Raw genomic sequence first — 21,112 nt, 5'->3', positions numbered from 1 at the left:
TCAGGCCACCAGACCTTCTGCCAACGGTCCCAGAGCAAGCGTCGGGAAGAACGTCAGCGCGGAAATAAGGACGATAACGAATACGAGCAGACCGGTGAACAGCTTGGTGTCGGTCCTCATGGTGCCGGAGGTGACCGGCACGACATCCTGCTTGGCCAGCGAACCGGCCAGGGCGATGACCAGGGCGATCGGCAGGAAGCGGCCGAGCAGCACGGCCATACCCAGCGCGGTGTCGAGCCACGGGGTGTCGGCGGTGATGCCGGCGAAGGCGGAACCGTTGTTGTTCGCGGCGGAGGTGAACGCGTACACGACCTCGGAGAAGCCGTGGTTGCCGCTGTTGTTCAGCGAGGTGTCGAAGATCGACTGGCGCGCGAACGGCAGGGCGAAGCTCAGCGAGACGCCCACCACGACCGTGATCGGCATGACGAGGAAGTACAGCGAGGCCATCTTCATCTCGCGGGGACCGATCTTCTTGCCGAGGTATTCCGGCGTACGGCCGACCATAAGACCGGCGATGAACACCGCCACGACGGCCATCACGAGGATGCCGTACAGGCCGGCGCCCACACCGCCCGGGCTGACCTCGCCGAGCATCATGTTGAGCATGTACATCATGCCGCCGAGCGCGGTGTACGAGTCATGCATCGAGTTGACGGCGCCGGTGGAGGTGGACGTCGACGTGGTGCCGAACAGGCCGGACCAGACGATGCCGAAGCGGGTCTCCTTGCCTTCCATCGAACCGCCGGTCAGGCTGGTGATCGGGTCGTTGGAGAAGGATTCCGCGGTCACGACGAACGTGAAGCTGGCGGCGAACAGGATGACCATGGCGCCGAGGATGGCGTAGCCCTGCTTGACCTGGCCGACCATGCGGCCGAAGGTGCGGGTGAGGGCCACCGGGATGCACAGCATGAGCAGGATCTCGATGAGGTTGGTCCACATGTTCGGGTTCTCGTACGGGTGCGACGAGTTGGCGTTGAAGAAGCCGCCGCCGTTGGTGCCGAGCTCCTTGATGACCTCCTGCGAGGCCACCGGGCCCTGCATGATGGTCTGCTGGTTGCCGGCGATGGTGGTCACGTGGATCCAGTCGGCGAAGTTCTGCGTGACGCCGAGGCCGATGAGGATGATGCCCATGACGATGGAGATCGGCATGAGGATGCGCATCGTGGCACGGGTCAGATCGACCCAGAAGTTGCCGATGGTCTCGGACTTGCGCAGCGCGAAACCGCGCACAAGGGCGATGGCGACGGCGATGCCGACGGCCGCCGACACGAAGTTCTGCACGGCGAGGCCGGCGAACTGGACCGTGTATCCGAGGGTCACGTCAGGCGAGTACGACTGCCAGTTCGTGTTCGTCACGAACGAGGCGGCCGTGTTGAACGCCAGCGGTCCGGGCACGTTGTCGAAGCCCATGCTGAACGGCAGCACGCTCTGGATGCGCTGGAGCAGGTAAAGAAACAGAACGCTGAGCAGGGAGAAGCCGAGGATGCCGCGCAGATACGCCTTCCACGTCTGGCCCTTCCTGGGGTCCACGCCGATGATCTTGTAGATCCACTTCTCGAAGAAGAGATCCTTATCGGACGTGAACACACGGTACATGTAATCGCCCAGCGGCTTGTATATCGCCGCCAGGATGATGGCAATCAGACCGAATGCCATGATCGCGTAGAAGTACACCATGATGATGAACCTTGTCTGAACCTTGTTGTGTGAAAAAGTCTTTTAGAATTTCTCGGGACGGCAGAGGGAGTAAATCATGTACGCGATACCCGCGACCCCCAGAACCACGCCAAGAATGTTGAAAGCGGTGATCATAGCTTATCCGCCCACTTTCCGAACAGGTCGAAGACGATGAATACGGCGATCGTCCCGACCACATAGGCGACATCAACCCACCAGGGCATGTTCTCTCCTTCAATCGAACAAGCCCGGAGGTGGGCCCCAGCGGCCGCGGACGACGTCACGCGGACGCACTGGAACCCACCTCCGGGCCTCATTGCGATTTCCATGCTATTGACGGGCGAATCGGGCGTAAACGTTTTTTACGGCTTCCATACGGGGCCGTCCGCCAGCGCCGGCGAGTCACTAACGGTCCGCTAACACGATGTCGGACGAGACGGATTCGCGACGACGGAGTCGCGATCACAACGACGGGATGGTGCGTCGCAACGACGGGGTCGCGATCACAACGACGGGATGATGCGTCACGCGGCACAACCTGTGTGACACGGTGCTGCTTACGTGACACGGCACAGGTGGACCGGGTCACGACATCTTAAAAACGTTGAAATTGCAACGATTTTTATCATGCGTCACATGGTGCAGGTGGACCGGGTCACGCCACCTGCACCGCGTGACGCCAACCGCACCAGGTCACGCAACCTGCACCGCGTGACGCCGCGGCCGCGACGACATCACGTCCGCCGATACAATACTGACGTGGAGATCAGCCTCGAAACCCGTGAATTCATCCGCACGCACCGCGACGACGACGTGCGCGACCTGGCGTTGCACGCCAAGGCCGGCGACGACGTCGACCTGACGACCGCGCTCGAACAGATCGACGGATGGCAAAGGGCGCGGACGAAACTCCCCGAATGGGCGGCCCACGACGACATCATCTATCCGCCGCACCTATCGATGGAGCAATGCTCGTCGCAGACGACGGCGCTGTACAAGACCGCAGTGGCGCAACGATTAGCAGCACAACGACTAGTAGCACAACGACCAGTAACGCAACGACTGACGGCGCAACGCGCCGGACGGGACGGCAAGCCCAACGCCACGAACGACACGCCGGACGACGAGACGGCACGCACTGCCGCGACAGGCACCAATACGCCTACGACAGACACCAATACGACAGACACCGTCACGACGCTCATCGACCTGACCGGCGGGTTCGGCGTGGACTTCTCCTACATGGCGCGGGCGTTCACGCGCGGCGTATACGTGGAACGGCAGGGCGCCTTGTGTGAGATCGCCAGACACAACACGGCCGTGCTGGGGCTTGGCGACGTCACGATGGTCAACACGGATGCGACGGATTATCTGATGCGCATGGATGCGGACGGTACGACGGACGATGCAACGTCCCATGCAACGCCCGATGCAACGTCCCATGCAACGCCCGGCGCAACGTCCCATGCAACGTCCGGCGTAACGCTCGATGCAACGAATGACCCGGCGTCCACGATGATCTTCATCGATCCGGCCCGACGCGACGCGCACGGCGGCCGCACGTATGCGATCGCCGACTGCACGCCCGACGTGCTCGCCCTGAAGGACGTGATGCTGGAACGCGCGGCGATCGTGATGGTGAAGCTCTCCCCCATGCTCGACTGGCGCAAGGCCGTCCGGGACCTCGGCGGGTCGTCGACCGTGCGCGAGGTGCACATCGTCTCGACCGGCAACGAATGCAAGGAACTGCTCATCGTGCTCGGGCGGGCGGATGCGGGCGACGACGGCACAGGTCACGACAACGCGGACTTCGACACGAACGACGATCCGCGAGGACGCATACGGATGTATTGCGTCAACGACGGCGACGTCGTCGACTATCTCGTCGGCGACGATCTCAACGACACCATCGCATACGCCGACGCCGATACCCCTCGATATGTATTCGAGCCGAACGCGTCCATCATGAAGGCCGGATGCTTCGCGCTCATCGAACGCCGGTACGGCGTACGTCAGATCGGGCCGAACAGCCACCTGTTCGTCTCGGAACTGCCGGTGGCGGATTTCCCCGGCCGCGGATTCGCCGTCGACGCCATGACCGGCATGGGCAAACGCGAGCTGAAAACCGCGCTGGGCGGCGTCACGCACGCGAACATCGCCACAAGGAACTTCCCCATGACCGTGGCCGCGCTGCGGAAGAAACTCAGACTCAAGGACGGCGGCGACACCTATATATTCGCCACCACCGACGCGCGGCGGCGGCACGTGCTGCTCGTCACGCGGAAGATGCCCGCGGACCAAGGCGGCGCGGCGGCCCCGCATTGGTCATGACGCAATGGTCATGACACGTTGGTCATAACATGGCGCGGTGTCATAGCGGAGTCCATGGCGGAGTCCATGGTGGCCGCGCCGCACGTGGAATCGTTCGCCGCGTCATGGTAGAACGACATCATCGGGCCCATCGATCCGTGCGGGCCGAACGAGAACAGGAACAGGAGTCATGGCATGATCAACGAGGATTACAAGGCGATGCTCGGCGGCAAGTCCGTCATTCGCGAACTGAGCGAATACGCGACCGCACGCGGCAAGGAGATCGGCTACGAGAACGTGTTCGACTACAGCCTCGGCAACCCCTCGGTGCCCGCGCCGTCCGCGTTCACCGACGCGATGGTCGACCTGTACGAGCACGGCGACCCCGTGGCCATCCACGGATACTCCCCCTCGCTCGGCATCCCGTCGGTCAAGGACGCCATCGCCGGGAACCTCAACGAACGCTTCGGCATGGACTACACCGGCAACCACATCTTCCCCACCACCGGCGCGGCCGGCGCGCTCGCGCATGCCATGCGCGCGGTGACCAAGCCGGGTGACGAGATCATCACGTTCGCCCCCTACTTCCCCGAATACCAGCCGTACGTCAACGGAACCGGCGCCCACCTGGCCATCGTGCCCGCCGACACGGAGAACTTCCAGATCAACTTCGAGGCGTTCGAGGCGGCGTTGAACCCGAACGTGATGGCCGTGCTCATCAACACGCCGAACAACCCGTCGGGCGCCGTGTACTCCGCGGCGACGCTGGAACGCCTGGCCGGCATCCTGCGCGCCCGGCAGACCGAATACGGCCACGACATCTTCCTTATCAGCGATGAGCCCTACCGCGAGATCGTCTTCGACGGCGGCGAGCAGGCGTATCCGGCGAAATACTACAACAATACGCTCACCTGCTACTCGTGGTCGAAGTCGCTGAGCCTGCCCGGCGAGCGCATCGGCTACGTTGCGGTGAACCCGGCCGCCACCGACGCCGACCTGCTCGTGCCGATGATGGGCCAGATCTCGCGCGGCACCGGTCACAACTGCCCGCCGAGCTCCATCCAGCTGGGCGTCTCCAAGGTGCTGGGCGAGACCGCCGACCTTTCCGTGTACGAGACGAACATGAACCTGCTGTATGACGCGCTGACGTCGATCGGATTCGACGTGGTGCGCCCCGGCGGCACGTTCTACATTTTCCCCAAGGCGCTGGAGGACGACGCGACCGCCTTCTGCCTCAAGGCCAAGGAGCACGATCTCATCCTCGTGCCGTCCGACAGCTTCGGCGTGCCCGGATACTTCCGCATGGCCTATTGCATCGACACCGAAAAGGTGAAGCGTTCGATTCCGGCGCTCGAAAAGTTCGCGCACGAGGTCTACGGGGTGAACTGATCCGATTGCGGCGGGCGTCGTCGGCCGTGTGCCGGATGACGCCCGCCGCGATCCGATTCAGGAAACGTTCAGAGGATATCGACGAAACGTACGAAAAAGACGCAGGGGACGTTGCGGGTGGATTCAGTCGGTCTTGTGAAGGGCGTCGTTTACTGAGAATCAGCAGTACAACGAATGTTCCCAATACAAGGACCACATCATGACCGACAACATGAACAATGCAGCCAATGCAGGCACGACGGCGAATTCAGGCACGACGGCGAACGCCCCCAAGAACGCCACGGCGACGGCGAATCAGATTGCGGTCGGGCAGACCACGTCAGCAGGCCAGACCGTGGCAAGCCCAAATACGCCGGGCGCGGCCACGACGCCGATGCCGGCCTCCGGGGAGGCGCCGACTCCGGTCGGCACACCGGCCGTGAACGAACCGATACTTCAGTCGACAAACCAGTCGACGACGCAGCCGACGTCCCAACAGTCATATGGCGTGCCGGAATACCAATACCAGTCCTACGCGAGCGCGAACACAAACACGTATGCCGGCCAGCCGGGGTACGCCGGCCAGCCCAATGCCGCTACGACCGGCGGAGCCAACCCGCCCCTGTATGCGCAGCAGTCCGCTCCGACGAATGCGAACGGCGGCAAACCGGCCGAAAAGGCGAAGAAGGGCAGGGGCCTGACTGGGCTCACGGGACTCAAGGGACGCAGCCTGACCTCGGTCGCCGTGGTGGCGCTGGTCTGCGGACTGTTGGGCGGTCTCGGCGGCGCGGCCATCTTCTCCGAGTTCGACAAGCCCGATGACACGATGCAGTATGGCCGATACATGCAGATGCCGCGGGGATACGGATACAGCAACGGCAGCTACAACGGCAGCGGCTCCGGGAACGGCTCGGACTCGGGCAACGGCTCCGAATCGGGCTCCGATACGAATTCCGGCAGCGGCACCGACACGCAGTCGTACGACGGCAGCACGATGTGAGCCGACCCCCTCAGTCTCGCTACGCTCGACAGCTCCCCCTGCACAACAGGGGGAGCCGATTGGAAAGAGCGCACCGGCCCCCTCAGGGTGTACCGGCAGGCCCTCCTGCAACGCGACAGCGGCTCCCTCTGATGAGGGAGCTGGCCGCCGAAGGCGGACTGAGGGAGAGAAACGACACGCCCAAAGCACCTACCGCCCAAACGCTGTCAACCTCTCTCGCACAACCCGGTCGATGACGTCGCAGACTTCGGCAAACCGCGTGTCGATCTCGCGGTTGGTATAGCGAAGAACGTGCAGCGACATTTCGTTGAGTTCCATCGTTCGGAGCCGGTCGGCTTCCATCCGCTCCTTCGTGTAGTGTCCACCGCCGTCGAGTTCCACCACCAGCTGGGCTTTCGCACAATAGAAGTCCGCGATGCGGTTTCCCAACGGCTTTTGCCGTTGCCAACGAATCGGTTGCTTTCGGAGGAAGCCGTACCATAGCTTGCGTTCCCACGGGGTCATTTCTCGGCGCAGTTTTCGTGCGCGGGCGACGTTGCCTTTGTTGTAGTCCTTCATGGGATGAGCTTAGCTGAGATGCGGTCGTCTCTCCCTCAGTCACGCCGTAGGCGTGACAGCTCCCTCATCAGAGGGAGCCGCTGTCGCGCCGCGCTGACCGTCACAGGCATCAATCACCAAGCAACTCGACTCGCGACACGCAGTCGTACGGCGGCAGCACGATGCAAGCCGACCCCCTCAGTCTCGCTACGCTCGACAGCTCCCCCTGCACAACAGGGGGAGCCGATTGGAGAGAGCGCAACGACATAATAGACGATGCAATGCGTGCGGCATCGGTGCGGCGAAAGGCACGATGCGAGCCTCAGCCGACCCCCTCAGTCTCGCTACGCTCGACAGCTCCCCCTGCACAACAGGGGGAGCCGATTGGAGAGAGCGCATCGTCTATTCGATGGTGTTGAGGGTGCCGCCCCACGACCGTTGCAGTTTCTCGATCTTGCTTTGCTCGCCGACGATGACCCATCGTTTGCCGATGAGCATGGCGTATTTGGTGGAGCCGACCTCGCCGGAGTGTTGGTCGAGGAGTTTGGATGCCTGGGTGGCGAGCGGGCCTTTGTAGAGGTTGATGGCGCTGTCGTTGTCGAAGACGGCGTAGGCGACGCGCGTCTGGGTGCATAGGTAGATGGATTTGACGCCGGGGTATTGGCTGGCGTTGATGTTCTGCCAGTCGCTGGTGCAGGCGCCGAAGACGCCTTCCATGCCTTTCTGCATGGCGGCGGTGTCGCTGATGGGGGCTTCGTCGCGGACGGCGGGTTTGACGATGCCGTCGGAGAACATGTTGCCGACGAGGAATCCGAGGCAGGACAGCAGCAGGGCCAGCACGACGGCGATGACGCCCCAGGTGGTGGCTGCGCTGCGTTTGCGTCCGTATGGTGCGGTGATGCGCGCGACGATGATGAGGATGATGGTGATGATGGAGGCTGCGATCGCCGTGACGAGCCATGTGGAGGTCGGCTGGCCTTCGATGACGGGCAGCATCTTGGGGGCGATGGCGCGTGCGGCGGCGGCCGCGCCGGAGAGCACGGCCGCGAGGCCGGTGATGACGCAGAGCGTGCGGACGAGGAGGTTTGCGCCGGATGCACGGCCGTTCCCCCGGGTTGTTCCGATGTGGTTTCCGGCGCGATGTGAAGGCATGACGTTCTCCTTACGGTTGTGGCGTCCCCCGACGTCGTTGTTCGCCCAGTCTAGTCTTTTGCGCCCGGAGTCGTCCGGCTGCGGGTGAATCCACACCGTCCCATCATCCCGGCGTCGAATGGTCCGATACGTGATGCTACGATTGCCGTAGTGCTACGACCAGCGTAGTGCTACGCTATCCGTAGCTGCATACGACCGTTTTCGAGAAGGAGTGGCGACGTGGGGAATGTGTTCCGACTGGTCAGACGCGATGTCATGCGTCTGCTCCGGGTGCCGGCCGCATGGGTGATATGCGCGGGCCTCGTGGTCATTCCGTCGCTGTACGCATGGTTCAACATCTATGGTTTCTGGAATCCGTACGGCAACACGAAGTCGATCCAGGTGGCCGTGGTCAACGAGGATGAAGGGGCGAACGACAAGACGCTCGGAAAACTCGATCTGGGCGAGCAGATCGTGGCGGCGATGAAGGCGAACAACCAGCTCGGCTGGCATTTCGTCGGCCGCGACGAGGCCTTGGACGAGGTGAAGTCCGGCGAAAGCTATGCGGCGTTCGTGATTCCCAAGGATTTCAGCGCGAAACTGGCCACGATAGTCTCCGGTGATTTCCGGCAGCCGAAGCTGGAATACTACGTCAACGAGAAGGCGAACGCCATCGCCCCGAAGATCACGGACGTGGGGTCGTCCACACTGTCGACGCAGATCAACGGCACATTCGTCTCTACGGTGAGCGAGGTCGTGACCTCGACGGTGAACGACAAGCTGACCGAGGCCGAGGGGAAGGTGAGCACCGCGCAGTCCGACACCGTGAAGGCGCTGGCCCGTTCGGAAGGCGACATCGAGGACGCGCGGGACGCCATCGTCGACATGAACGACACGGTCGACGCCGCGAGGAACAAGGCCAGGAACGCGAAGGCCACGTTGGACAGGGCCACACGGCAGGCCCAGATCATCAGCCATGGGCTTCAGGGCACATCGAAGCTGCTGACGAGCACCGGCGATTCGATGACGAAGTTCTCCTCGTCGATGGGTTCGACGCTGGACAACGGCTCACGGCTGATGTCGCAGTCCGCGGCGAAGGCCGACCTCTCGGTGAGCAAGGCCGCGGCCAAGGTGACCACGGCGCAGGGCAGCGTGGGCGCGGCGCTGGAAGCGGGCAAGGACATCAACGCAAGGAACGCCGAGATCATCACCGAGCTGGAGGACATCCAGCAGGCGCTGCCGTCCGATTCGGCGGCCTACGCGCAGATCGACCGTCTGCTCAACGGCCATGACGGCGACGGCGACAGCGGGCTGAAGCATACGAACACGGCGGTCGGCCAGACGCTGAAGGACCTCGACACGCTGAACACCGACACCGGCAGGACGGCCACGTCGATCGCCGACGCCGCCGGCACCATCGACACCGCGGCGCAGGGAACGCTGAAGGCGGTGGATGGATACCGCTCCACCCTGGGAACCACCACGATTCCGCAGGTCAACGGCGGGCTGAACCAGCTGAGCGCCACCGCGAACGGGCTGAGCGGCATCGTCGCCAGCCAGCAGGGGCTCATCGACCAGACCTCGGCGATCCTCGACCAGCTCGATTCCACGCTGGCCACCACGTCCAAGGCGCTGAAGCAGACGGACGGCACGCTGCGGGACGTAGCCGACGACCTCTCCACGGCGAAGACCGACGTGGCGGCGCTGTCCACATCCGAGGCGTGGCAACGCTTCACCCGCAACGGCAAGCTCGACGCGCAGAAGATCGCGAACTTCATGTTCGCCCCCACCATGCTGAGCACGCGGACGCTGTATCCGGTGAACTCGTATGGCTCGGGCATGGCGCCGCTGTTCACCGACCTGTCGCTGTGGGTGGGGGCGTTCGTGCTCATGGTGATCGTGAAGCTTGAGGTGGATGACGAGGGCGTTCCGGGCCTGACCGTGGGCCAGGCATACATGGGACGGTGGCTGCTGCTGTCCATCCTCGCCATACTGCAGGGCGTCGTCTGCTGCGTGGGCGACCTGGCGATCGGCGTGCAGGCGGCGAACGTGCCGGCGTTCATCGCCACGGGCGTGCTGTCGTCGCTCACCTACCTGAGCATCCTCTACGCGCTGTCGGTGACGTTCCAGCATGTGGGCAAGGCGCTGTGCGTGGTACTCATCATCGTGCAGATCCCGGGCGCCTCGGGACTCTACCCCATCGAGATGATGCCGGCGTTCTTCCGCTGGCTCTACCCGTTCTTCCCGTTCACATACAGCATCGACGCGCTGCGTGAGACCATCGGCGGATTCTACGGCAACCATTATGCGGTGGCCGTGGCGCATCTGCTCGTGTTCGCGGCGTTGAGCTTCATCCTCGGGCTGCTGCTGCGCCCGTATCTGACGAACCTCAACCGTCTGTTCGCCCGACAGATCGCGCAAAGCGACATGATCATCGGCGAGCAGGTGGAGGCGCCGTTCCACCAGTACCGGTTCTCTCAGGTCATCCGCGCGCTGTCGAACCGCGCGGAATACCGTGCGGCCATCCATCGGCGCGCCATGAAGTTCGCCCGCCTGTACCCACGGCTCAAGGTGGGGGCCATCGCCGCCGGAATCATCGTGCCATGCGTGCTCATCGTACTGTTCTCGGTGAGCCAGAACTTCGTGAGCCCCAATGGCAAGGCGGTCATCCTCGCCTCATGGGCCATCTGGATCCTCGTCATGATCGGGTTCCTCATCGCCATCGAATACATCCGAGACAACATCGAACGCCAACTGCTGCTCGGCTCGATGAACGACGAGGACATCCGTTCCATGTTCTCGGTGCGCGACCGACTGAAGAGCCTTTCATGGACGCCTCCGAAACCACAGCGGAGACCGCGTCACGCCGCAGGACACGCCGAGACCGGCGCAGAAGGGCATGACGCGCCCACGGACGGCAACCATGACGGCCACGAAAGGAGGGGCGACGCATGAGCACGATCTGGAAACTGTTCACCGGAGACATACGACGCATGACCAGCAACGTCGTCTCCGTCATCATCATCATCGGACTGGTGGCACTGCCCTCGCTGTTCACCTGGTTCAACGTGACCGCCGCATGGGACCCGTTCAGCAACACCAGGAACGTGAAGTTCGCGGTGGCCAACACCGACGAAGGCTATAAAAGCGACCTCGTGCCGCTGAAGGTGAACGTCGGCGACCAGGTGGTGTCCGAACTGCGCGCCAACGACCAGCTCGACTGGACGTTCACCACGGAGGACGACGCCATCGACGGCACGAAATCCGGCAAATACTATGCCGCCGTGGTGATTCCGAAAAGCTTCAGCAAGGACATGATGACGTTCTTCTCGTCCGACGTGGAACACGCCAAACTCACGTACTACACGAACGAGAAGAAGAACGCCCTCGCGCCGCAGCTCACCGGACAGGGCGCCGACCAGGTGGCGGCGCGCATCAACCTGCTGTTCGCCACCACATTGTCGAACGTGGCGCTGAACATCGTCTCGTCGCTTTCCAACTACATCGACGACGCCGACACGAAAAGCAGCATCGCCAACCTCGCCGGACACATCGGCGAACTCGCCGACCAGCTGGCCGGCGCAGCCGACACCGTCGACACCTACGCCTCGCTCACCGACTCCGCACGGTCGCTGATCGACAACTCGTCGAAACTGCTGCGTCAGGCATCCGGCTCGGCCAAAGACGCCGGAAAGACCATCGACGACACCAAACAGGCCGGCGCGACCATCGGCGACGCACTCAAAGCCTCGACCGGAGGATTGTCCACGGCGCTGCAATCAAGCGCGGGCAGCTACAAGGCGGTGTCCACCAGCATTGACGACGTATACGCCGACATCGGCAAACAGACCAAGGACAACGCCGACGCCCTACGACACCAGGCCTCCACCATCGACGACCAGATCGCCGAATACCAGCGGATCAGCAAGGAGCTGCAGACCCTCCGCGGCGACCTGACCACCGACGTGGCGAAACAGGCCGTCGACCGAATCACCACGAAAATCGACGCCATCGTGACCGTGCAGACCACGCTGCGGAACAAACTGGACTCGGCGGCGGACTCCATCGAAGCCGGCAACGCCACCGCACAGAAGGACCGCGGGGAAATCACCAAACTGGCGCAACAGGCCGACGCCAGCATCAGCGGTCTGAAAACCGACTTCGACACCAAGCTCAAACCGCAGATCAACGCGCTCGCGGACGACGTGGCCGAATCGACCGCGCTGCTGAAGGCCAGCGCCTCCGATCTGGACTCGTCGGTGAACGACCTCGCGAACTCCTCGAACTCCGCAGGCGTGAAGCTCGGCAACGTGCGCAAAACGCTGACCGCCGCCGGAACGGAGATGACGGATGCGGCGAACACGCTGAAATCGCTGGCGAAGAACATCACGTCGGCGCTGAACAGCGGCGACTCCTCGATGCTGAAGAAAGTGCTGAGCGGAGACGAGGAATCGTTGGCGAAATCGCTGGCCGCACCCGTCGGCGTAACGCGCAAGGCGCTGTTCCCCTCGGAGAACTTCGGCTCGTCGCTCAGCCCGTTCTACACGTTCCTGCCGCTGTGGGTGGGTTCGCTGCTCATGGCCGTGACGCTGAAAACGTCGGTCTCCCGCCGCATCCGCGCCGAATTGGGGCCGAAGGCCATGCCGCATCAGCTGTATCTGGGACGGTTCGGCATATTCGCCGTGCTGTCGCTGCTGCAAAGCTCGTTCGTGCTGCTCGGCAACCTGCTGTTCCTGCGCGTGCAGGTGGAGCATCCGTGGCTGTACATGCTTTCCGGATGGGCGTCCGGACTGGTGTTCATCTTCATGATCTACACGTTGGTCGTGTCGTTCGGCAACGTGGGCAAGGCCATCGGCGTGCTGTTTCTGGTCGTGCAGATATCCGGCTCGGGCGGCGCATACCCGTTGGCCGTGATGCCGAAATTCTTCAGCGACATCAGCCCGTTCCTGCCGATCACGCATTCGATCAACGCCATGCGCGCGGCCATGTTCGGCATATACGACAACGACTACTGGCTCCAGATTGGCGCGCTACTGCTGTTCATCCTGCCGACGCTGCTGCTGGGGCTGGTGCTGCGCAAGCCGTTGGTGAAATTCAACAAGTGGTACGTGAGCACCATCGAAAGCACGAAGCTGCTGTAAGCGAGAATCGAGGGAGATCATGAATACGCAGCGAGGAGAGAGGACCCGTCGGGAGACCGACCGCAAGATCATGCAGTCGACGTTGGAGATCGCCGTGTCGAGAGGCATCGGCGCCATCTCCATCGAGGAGATCGCACGCCGGTCGGGCGTGGCGAAGACGACGATTTACCGCAGATACTCCAATGTGGAGGACCTGTTGGAGAAGATCACCGCGTTGGAGATCTCGTCGTCGCCCGATCTGGCCGACCTGGAGCCGACGAAGGGGAATCTGACGCTGCTGCTGAGACGCATGGTGGAACGCTATGTCTCCGGCGTCGGGGTGAAGGCCATCGGCATCATCCTCACGTCGAAGGAGGGGTTCTTCCAGCGGATCGTGAGCCAGGCCATCAAGCCGGAGGAGGAGACCTTCGCCTCGTTCTTCAACCGTGGCAGCGAACTCGGCCGGTTCCTTCCCGGACTGAACACGAAATTCCTGTTCGGCACAATCATGGGGTCGATGATCGCATGCGAGGCGCTGCGCGGCTCGGTGGACGACGGCTGGGCCGTGCGGATGACCGATCTGCTGTGGCCGTCCATCGCGGTGGCGTAGGGTCTTCTGCGGACTGCGTGCCAATCGGAGGCGCGCTGCTCTGGCGCGGCTGGGAGTTCAGAGTGAGGTGGAGCCGTGGGAGTCGGTGGCGGAGCCGCTGCCGAACTGCTGGAGGCTTCCGCCCCACGCGTTGTGCAGTGCGCTCATCTCGGCGTCGCCGCCGATGACCATCCACGTGCCGCTGTGCAGCACGGCGTACTCCTCGCCACCCCGGGGCGCGCCTTCGGAGAGCCCGAACAGGTCGTTGCCGCTGTCGAGCACCTTGCCCACATACTGCATGGTCGTGTCGGTGTCGGCGGCATTGGAGAACATGACCAGCGTCATGTCGTTGCCGCACGTGTAGGCGCCTTCCGTGCCGACCATGGAGGCGTTGAGCTTGGCGGAATCATCGCGCCACGTACATTGCGCCCCGGTGATGCGGGTGATGGCGCTGCGCATCCTGGCCGGGTCGTTCGCCGGCACCGGCTGCGGTCCGCTGGCGGAGGTTGTGCCCGAATCGGACGTTCCCCCCTCCGCGGCGGTGCCTGCGAGGGCGAGCAGGCCGATGATGATGGCAAGCACGAGCACCACCGCGCCGGCCACGCACGCGATGATGACGCCCGTCCGGTTCCTGCGCGGGGGCCGTCCGTACGGGTACGGGTATTGCGTCTGGCCGGCGTATGGGGAGCCGGGGTTCGCGGCCGGTGCAGGCACGCCCGTCTGCGGGGAAAGATTCATGGTCTGCGCGCCGCCGATCGGCGCTGCGGCGGGGATGACCAGCCGGCCGTCCGACGAATAATATCCCGGCTGCTGCATGGGGTCGGGCGCCGCCGTCGGATGCTGCATGACGTAGCCGCCCTGACCGTATGCCGGACCATATGGAGACGGCTGCGGCGAGGCGGGCGGCTGGCCCCCATACGGCGCATACGGGCCCTGGCCGGGCATGGGCGCCTGATACGGCTGTCCGGCGCCGGCCTGCGGCTGCCTGTACGGCGACGGCGCGGGCTGGTATGGGGATTGCTGTCCACCGGGATTGGTCATGACCACCATCCTAGACGTCGAACCGTGGAGGACCCACGTAATCTCGCCACGCGCCGAAGCCATTGCGACATATCTCACACCGTTGCCGGAACAGGACGTCATCGCGGATGGCGTTCGAGGTCGCGGTCTATCCACGCCATGACCACGGCGGCGAGCCGATCCACCTCCTCGTCCGTGAGGGCACGGCCCTTGGGAATATGGTGCCACTTCTCGATGCAGCCGCGGCAGCAGGTGGCGGTGGCGTGCTGCGCGGTGAACACCGGATGGCCCCGCCACGGCGTCTGCTTGCCGTCTTTGTAAGGCTCGGCCGGCCCGACCCGCTTGGCGAGCATCTCGTGCGCATGCCGGTCGATGGTCTCCCTGCCCTTCGCCCGCGCATAGTCCCGGTCCTTGGCGCTCAGCACGAATTTCGCGCGGAACGCCGAGCCGCCGAGCCGGGCCAGCATCGCCGCCGCATAGTTGGAATAGTTAGCGTCGGAATAGGAGGCGTGGCCTCCGCTCCGGCCGGCCGCATCCGCATGGTCGGCGGCCTCGGCCTTTGGCACCGGTTCGTCGAATTCCTCAAACGCTATCTGCTCATACCGGCCGCCATCCCGTTGGCTCATCCCGCTCACTCCTTATCCACGCCGAATATGGCGGCATAGACGGAGTCGGGCGATGTGCGCAGGTCCTTGCCGCTGCGGCCGGAAGCCGCGGAGGCGCTGAAGTCGTCGTCATCGCGGTCGGTGCCGGTGCGGCGGCCGCGATACCCGGAACCGTAGCGTTTCCAAGCGCCGCGCCGCCCACTGCCTCCGCCGCGCCCACGCCCACGCCCGCCACCGTACCGGCCCCGTGAGTCCTGCGCATCATCCGACGAACCCCATCCGTCGGAACCGCTGACCTCGCCATAGCCGTCGTCGATGTCGTCGTAGTCGGAGGCGCGAAGGAACCGCTTACGCGACGGTTCCGACCCATGCCGCGCCCCATACGACGCCCCATGCCGCGAACCGGATCCGCCGCCGAAGCTTGACGTCCGTGACGCCAGCGAGCGCGCACGCCCTCCCCCGCCAAGACAGTTCGAGCATTTCCCGCACCGCTCCGATGCCGGCTCCTCGCCGAAGTACCGCAGCAGTTCCGCGCGCAGGCACCCGTTCGCCCTGCAGTACCGTTCCATGGCGTGCAGCCGTTCAAACGCCGCCTTGCGCGCCTCATCCTGCGCCTTGCCGTCCATGGCGTCGTTGTTGAACGATTCGCCGATCCGCTGTTCCATCCATTCGAAGTCGTCGTCGCCCCACAGCAGCAGGCTCACCGACTCCTTGCCGTCGCGTCCCGCGCGTCCGGCCTCCTGATAGTATTCCTCGATGCTGTCGGGCGCGCCGTCGTTGATCACCCAACGCACGTCGGGTTTGTCGACGCCCATGCCGAACGCCGTCGTGGCGCACATCACCTGGATGTCTCCGGAGAGGAAGCGGTCCTGCACAGGCCCTTTGTCGGCTTCGGCCATGCGCGCGTGGAAGTGCGCGGCCGCCACTCCGGCGTCGAGCAGCGTCTGTTCCAGTTCCTCGGTGCGTTTGCGGCTGTTGCAGTACACGATGCCGCACTGGCCTTTATGCGTGAGCGCCCATGCCACGATCTCGTCCTCGCGGTCCCATCGTCCCACGATCCTCGTGTCGAATCGTATGTTCGGCCGGTCGAAGGTCGTTCCCACGCGCACGGGATCGACCTGTCCGAGATTGCCGGCGATCTCGTCGCGTGTGGTGGGCGTTGCGGTGGCGGTGAACGCGGCGATCACCGGACGCACGGGCAACGACCGTATGAACGCACTGATGTTGAGGTATGCGGGGCGGAAATCCTGCCCCCATTGCAGCACGCAATGCGCTTCGTCCACGGCGACGAGGTCGATCGGCATACGTGCGGCGAACGTGGAGAAATCACGGGTTCCCAACCGTTCCGGTGCCACGTACAGCAGTTTCAGTCCCCCGCCGAGCGCCTTGTCGTAGATGGCCCGACGTTCGGCGGCGCCGGTGCCGGCGTCGATGAGCGCCGCGGGGATGCCGCGCCGTTCGACGAGCGTCTGCACCTGGTCGCGCATGAGCGCGCGCAGCGGGGTGATGACGAGCGTGAACCGCAGTCCCATGGCGGGCAGTTGGTAGCATATGGATTTTCCGGCGCCGGTGGGCAGTACGGCCAATACGTCATGACGGTTCATGATGGCGTTGACGACGTCGGCCTGTCCGGCGCGGAAATCGTCGTATCCGAAGAACCGTTTCAACGCCTTGCGCGCAAAGGGCGTGTAGTCCCTGTCCTGCGTCGTCGTCATGTCGTCGACCAATGGTCCGCCTTTCCGTCATCCGCTCGTAGTCTAAATCATCGCCCGAATCATTATTTGATTTTTGAAAAAACGCCGGCTTTTCAACCGATGGACGAATATGGACAATATCGCTACACTATGCTGGATTGCAATACGGCCCGTAAACAGGATTATGAGAAGAAGGAGCCGAACGAATCATGCCGGATAAATTGGCGAAGCCTGAGAAATTCTGCCCGAAATGCGGCACGCTGCGCAGTGTGGGCATGAGATTCTGCGCGAATTGCGGATACCGGTTCCCGACAGGCGCAGAAGAGAACGACGGGAACGCGGCGGAGGGGACGTTGATTCCCGACAGTCCCGCTGAGATCACCGTCGTGCAGACGGGGTCTATTCCACCGGTGCAGGATGCGCCGGCGGCGGACGGAGTAGTGAACGTGGCAAACGCGAACGCGGGCGCCCATGACGCGAATTCGGCGCCGGTGCCGCTGCCGAATTCGATGCACGGCACCGGGCCGCTGCCCACGAAACAGCAGGATGACGACGACGAGGGCGCCACGCAGCTGATGGCCCCGCAGGCGCTGCCGACGCTGCCGCTCAACGTGGCCGGGGTCCGCGGCGAGGCCGGAGCCACGCCGGATGTGCAGCAGACCGTGGCGATGCCGGCGGCCGGAACGGCATCCGACGCGAATACGGATGCGGTTGCCGGCGATGCCGGCGCCGTCAGTGAGCAGAAGACCGAGGTCATCTCGCCCCTCGCCGGCAACGGCGCCTCCACGCAGGTGCTGCCGCCCATGCAGGCCGGGGCCGCGGACGGCGCCTCCCCGCTGGCCCGTCTGGCGGTCGTGTCCAACGCGGACGGCGGTGCAGCCGATGGCAATCCGGCCGGCCCCGGCGCCGACGATGGCGGCACGGCGGCTCCGGACAACGGCAAAAACGGCGGTTCGGCCGATCCGAATGCGAAATACGTGCGCGTGGCCGTCATCGTCGCGATCATCATCGTGACGTTGGCCGTCATCGGCGGCGGATGGGCACTGTGGTCGAAGCATCGGCATACGGCGGCCATGGAGGCGTGCGTCGCCGCGCAGAACGATTTCGATGCGGCGAAGACGTCGTTGGACGCCACGTTGAAGAAGGTGAAGCCCACCGCCGACACCGACGAGTCGAAGCTCACCGATGCGAACACGCTCACCGACCTCAAGGACCTCATCACCCAGGGGTCGAAGGATTCGTCGGCCGGCGACAACACCTGCTCCGATGGTCTTTCCGCCAAGGAGCTCGACGCGCGCGCCAACGCCATCGGCCTGAAGACGAAGGCGCTGAAGACGCTCGACGGCAAGCTCGACGCGGCGGCGAAGGCCGTGACCGCCAGCAAGAACAAGAAGGCCTTCAACGAGACCGAATCCTCGCTGAAGAAGGCGTACGCCAAGGCGGAGCAACTGGTCTCCAGTGCCACCGGCAAGGTGTCGGACGTGCAGACGCTCACCGCGCTCAAGCAGGCGCTGACCTCCGCCAAGCAGGCGATGGACGAGGCCGGCGACGCCGACACGGCCAGCGACAGCGCCATCACCGAGATGAACACACAGCTCAAGGCCCTCAACGCGGCGATGGACAAGGTGAACACCTCGGTGAAGGCCAAGCAGGCGGCCGACGCGAAGAAGAAGGCCGAGGAGGAGAAGAAGAAGGCCGACAAGGCGCGCTGCTCCTCGATCGCCGGCAACTACGGCGGATTCCAGTTCGACGAGGTCCTCACCGTGGCGGCGGACTGCAGCGTGACGTTCCAGCCGAACTTCGGCTCCTCGTCCACGGCGAAGTACGTGGCCAACTCGTACACGGGCAGCGGTGCGGGCGCATCGTGGAAGCTTTCCAACGGCCAGACGATGACGCTCTACCCGGCCGGCACCAGCTCGCCGGTGATCGACAAGCTCTTCGCGACGTACTATGCCGGGCACGAGTCCGAGAAGCCGCAGTACGACGCCAAGAACAAGCTGGAAAGCGGCAACAAGGCCTACGTGGCCGGGTGATCGTCCCGGAATCAGCCCGGCAATGCTCCCGGCAATACCTCCGGCAACGCCTACGACGACGCTCCCCTTTCACCGACCTTTCATAATTCTTACATGTAAGAATTCTCTCCTTACATGTAAGAATTATGAAAGGTCAGGTGTAAAGGTGCTGGGTGCGAGATTGGCGAAGAACCTCGTTTTCGCTTCACACAATCACATACCGTGACGACGGACCACCGCCGGTATGCTTTACCTTTCCGGCCGATTCCATTTTCTTCAAAAGCCTATAGGCACTGATATACGACAGACCGAGCAGATCCATGACATCGGAGGTGCTGACGTTCCCGCCGTTCTTTTCGGCCAATTCGAGTACAAGTCCCACACGACGAGTGGCCGATATGTTCTTCTGCCGAACATACGCCGGCAACGCATCGGCCTTCCTATAGGAATCCATGCCCAGAATGTATGCGCGCGACGCACCCCCTCCGACCGCTTCCACCACTCCGCCTTCCACAAGATCCTCGACCGCACCCACGATTCGCCGTTTCTCAAGATGAGAGAATTCACAAAGTTGGGCGAGATTCAGCCGATGGTGCTCCCGGAGCAGGGACAACACGATAAGAGCCCAGACGGAAAGCTCCCCTCCCCTACGTTTTTCTTCCCGGGCGACCATGACGACGAACTCTTCATCGGGAACCGTACGACGGAGGAACAGCACAACCTCCGTGGCATTGGATTGGGAGTAATCCGGCATCATACCGCCACCGGACAATGTTCCCGCATAGATTTTGTCCACTCCTCTTCCGGTGCGTTCGGCAAAGCCCGCGGTCTTGAGAATCAGGGACAGTTGCGGATTGCGGGACCGCGGCTGCGCGGTAAGTAGCGTGGACTCTGTGACGCCCTCGATGAAACTTCCCGGATTGGCGAGCGTGAGCCCATCATTGTCAATCATAAACCGCACGGATCCGATTTCCGCGTAGTCACGATGACAGAACGCATTGACCATGGCCTCGCGGAATGCCTGATGGTTGAAATCAGACACATTGACATGGACCAGACCGCTCATGATCTCATGATCGATATTCCATGGTTGCATCAGTCCGTCGATCTTCTCGAACATATCGACGAGCGGCAGGGCAAAAGGGTCGATGTTCACCCGCGGGGTCGTCCCCTCCATGACCTGGAACGTTGCGGTGGCCGAGGGCACGCAACGGGTAAGGGCCTCGACTTTACCGATGGTCAATATGCCGGCCACGGTAGGACACGGATCATGGGAATCATCCGTGACCAAGCCGAGAGCCTTATCGAAATCGGCATCGTCGAACGCCAACAGTGAGCTCTGCGCATTCGTTCGACGAATACATTCGCGCAACCGATTACGCGCCGTATCATCAAGATCCGCCAACGTGCTTTCCGGTGCTGGCTGGTCGCTGTAATCATAGCTCCGCTGCTGAGAAAGACGACTGATGAATTGAGAGACGAACAACGGGACGACCTCGGGACTGCCATCGGCCTTCAATCGTCGTTGCAACGTTTTTCCGCCGCTGGTGGATACGATTTGCGGGCTGTTGTCGACCTCGATCGACACAACGGGCACCCCGTTTTCACGCATCAGTTCGGTACGCACCGACTGCTGAGGCACGGTCTTGTTGAAGATAAACGCCGCCAGACCGTTAATGTTGGCATGGCTTTTCGCCGCTCCCGTTACCCGGCCGTCGTCCTCGACACCCAGATACAACATCCCACCTGCGGTGTTGGCGAGCGCGACCACATTCTCCACTATCTCGTCATCGGATTGAGGACGTTTCCGTTCGCTTTTGAATTCAACCCTCAGTGTTTCCTTACTCGGAATCAACGCCGTCCCCTTTCACTGACCTTTCATAATCCTAACATGTAAGGAGCGAATTCTTACATGTAAGAATTATGAAAGGTCAAGTGCAAGGTGCGGGGGCGATAACTGGGAATTGTAGAGGTCACGCACGGCCCGGATGCCCTCATGAAAGCACGCAGACCGGGTACTGCTCACAGCCTTCGTAGGGAAACCGGCGA

At 63.1% G+C, this 21,112-nt stretch carries 14 protein-coding genes; 7 read left to right on the top strand and 7 right to left on the bottom strand.

Annotated features, from left to right (window positions below; genetic code table 11):
- Positions 1-1,677, bottom strand: coding sequence for a potassium-transporting ATPase subunit KdpA (kdpA, locus tag DF200_RS04510; RefSeq protein WP_109137092.1), 1,677 nt, complete (start codon positions 1,675-1,677; stop codon positions 1-3).
- 636 nt (positions 1,678-2,313) lie between these two features.
- On the opposite strand from kdpA, the gene DF200_RS10785 reads away from it, so the two are divergent.
- The 3 genes from DF200_RS10785 (at position 2,314) to DF200_RS04485 (ending at position 6,355) form a co-directional block, all read left to right on the top strand.
- A complete protein-coding gene (locus tag DF200_RS10785; RefSeq protein WP_439098314.1) occupies positions 2,314-4,008 on the top strand; it encodes a THUMP-like domain-containing protein in 1,695 nt (564 codons plus the stop codon).
- 174 nt (positions 4,009-4,182) lie between these two features.
- Positions 4,183-5,376 carry a pyridoxal phosphate-dependent aminotransferase gene (locus tag DF200_RS04490; protein WP_109137088.1) on the top strand — a complete coding sequence of 398 codons (1,194 nt, stop codon included), beginning with the start codon at positions 4,183-4,185 and terminating at the stop codon, positions 5,374-5,376.
- Between the two features lie 199 nt (positions 5,377-5,575).
- Positions 5,576-6,355 carry a superantigen-like protein SSL4 gene (locus DF200_RS04485; protein WP_109137087.1) on the top strand — a complete coding sequence of 260 codons (780 nt, stop codon included), beginning with the start codon at positions 5,576-5,578 and terminating at the stop codon, positions 6,353-6,355.
- A 189-nt stretch (positions 6,356-6,544) separates the two neighbouring features.
- On the opposite strand, the gene DF200_RS04480 is transcribed toward DF200_RS04485, so the two are convergent.
- Together DF200_RS04480 and DF200_RS04475 are read right to left on the bottom strand one after the other, a co-directional pair.
- The gene (locus DF200_RS04480; RefSeq protein ID WP_109137086.1) at positions 6,545-6,913 is read right to left on the bottom strand and encodes an endonuclease domain-containing protein; all 369 of its coding nucleotides are present in this window, start codon (positions 6,911-6,913) and stop codon (positions 6,545-6,547) included.
- Between the two features lie 381 nt (positions 6,914-7,294).
- Entirely contained in the window at positions 7,295-8,044 is a 750-nt protein-coding gene (locus DF200_RS04475) for a hypothetical protein (protein WP_109137085.1), read from the bottom strand.
- A 219-nt stretch (positions 8,045-8,263) separates the two neighbouring features.
- Here DF200_RS04475 and DF200_RS04470 point away from each other — a divergent pair, with 219 nt between their 5' ends.
- Genes DF200_RS04470 through DF200_RS04460 form a run of 3 tightly spaced genes read left to right on the top strand, consistent with a single transcriptional unit; the run spans position 8,264 to position 13,753 of the window.
- Positions 8,264-10,978, top strand: a complete 2,715-nt coding sequence (locus DF200_RS04470; RefSeq protein WP_109137084.1) for a YhgE/Pip domain-containing protein — start codon at positions 8,264-8,266, stop codon at positions 10,976-10,978.
- Positions 10,975-13,164 carry a YhgE/Pip domain-containing protein gene (locus tag DF200_RS04465; RefSeq protein ID WP_109137083.1) on the top strand — a complete coding sequence of 730 codons (2,190 nt, stop codon included), beginning with the start codon at positions 10,975-10,977 and terminating at the stop codon, positions 13,162-13,164. The genes DF200_RS04470 and DF200_RS04465 overlap by 4 nt, the downstream gene beginning before the upstream one ends.
- Positions 13,165-13,183: 19 nt before the next feature.
- Positions 13,184-13,753 (top strand): TetR/AcrR family transcriptional regulator, encoded by a 570-nt coding sequence (locus DF200_RS04460; RefSeq protein WP_109137082.1) that lies wholly within the window; start codon positions 13,184-13,186, stop codon positions 13,751-13,753.
- A gap of 57 nt (positions 13,754-13,810) precedes the next feature.
- On the opposite strand, the gene DF200_RS04455 is transcribed toward DF200_RS04460, so the two are convergent.
- The 3 genes from DF200_RS04455 to DF200_RS04445 all read right to left on the bottom strand — a co-directional run bounded on the left by DF200_RS04455 (position 13,811) and on the right by DF200_RS04445 (position 17,072).
- Positions 13,811-14,773, bottom strand: coding sequence for a hypothetical protein (locus DF200_RS04455; protein ID WP_109137081.1), 963 nt, complete (start codon positions 14,771-14,773; stop codon positions 13,811-13,813).
- A gap of 98 nt (positions 14,774-14,871) precedes the next feature.
- Positions 14,872-15,219 (bottom strand): DUF4186 domain-containing protein, encoded by a 348-nt coding sequence (locus DF200_RS04450; protein WP_109137126.1) that lies wholly within the window; start codon positions 15,217-15,219, stop codon positions 14,872-14,874.
- Positions 15,220-15,383: 164 nt separating this feature from the next.
- Positions 15,384-17,072 carry a RecQ family ATP-dependent DNA helicase gene (locus DF200_RS04445; protein WP_146192013.1) on the bottom strand — a complete coding sequence of 563 codons (1,689 nt, stop codon included), beginning with the start codon at positions 17,070-17,072 and terminating at the stop codon, positions 15,384-15,386.
- Between the two features lie 188 nt (positions 17,073-17,260).
- Here DF200_RS04445 and DF200_RS04440 point away from each other — a divergent pair, with 188 nt between their 5' ends.
- Positions 17,261-19,084, top strand: a complete 1,824-nt coding sequence (locus tag DF200_RS04440) for a zinc ribbon domain-containing protein (RefSeq protein WP_109137079.1) — start codon at positions 17,261-17,263, stop codon at positions 19,082-19,084.
- 184 nt (positions 19,085-19,268) lie between these two features.
- Here DF200_RS04440 and DF200_RS04435 read toward each other — a convergent pair whose 3' ends face one another.
- A complete protein-coding gene (locus DF200_RS04435) occupies positions 19,269-20,918 on the bottom strand; it encodes an RNA-binding domain-containing protein (RefSeq protein WP_109137078.1) in 1,650 nt (549 codons plus the stop codon).
- Positions 20,919-21,112: the final 194 nt, after the last annotated feature.

This window comes from Bifidobacterium catulorum (assembly GCF_003129925.1).
Taxonomy (GTDB): domain Bacteria; phylum Actinomycetota; class Actinomycetes; order Actinomycetales; family Bifidobacteriaceae; genus Galliscardovia; species Galliscardovia catulorum.
The sequence above is the reverse complement of the archived record's forward strand: the minus strand, read 5'-3'. Positions and strand labels throughout refer to the sequence as shown.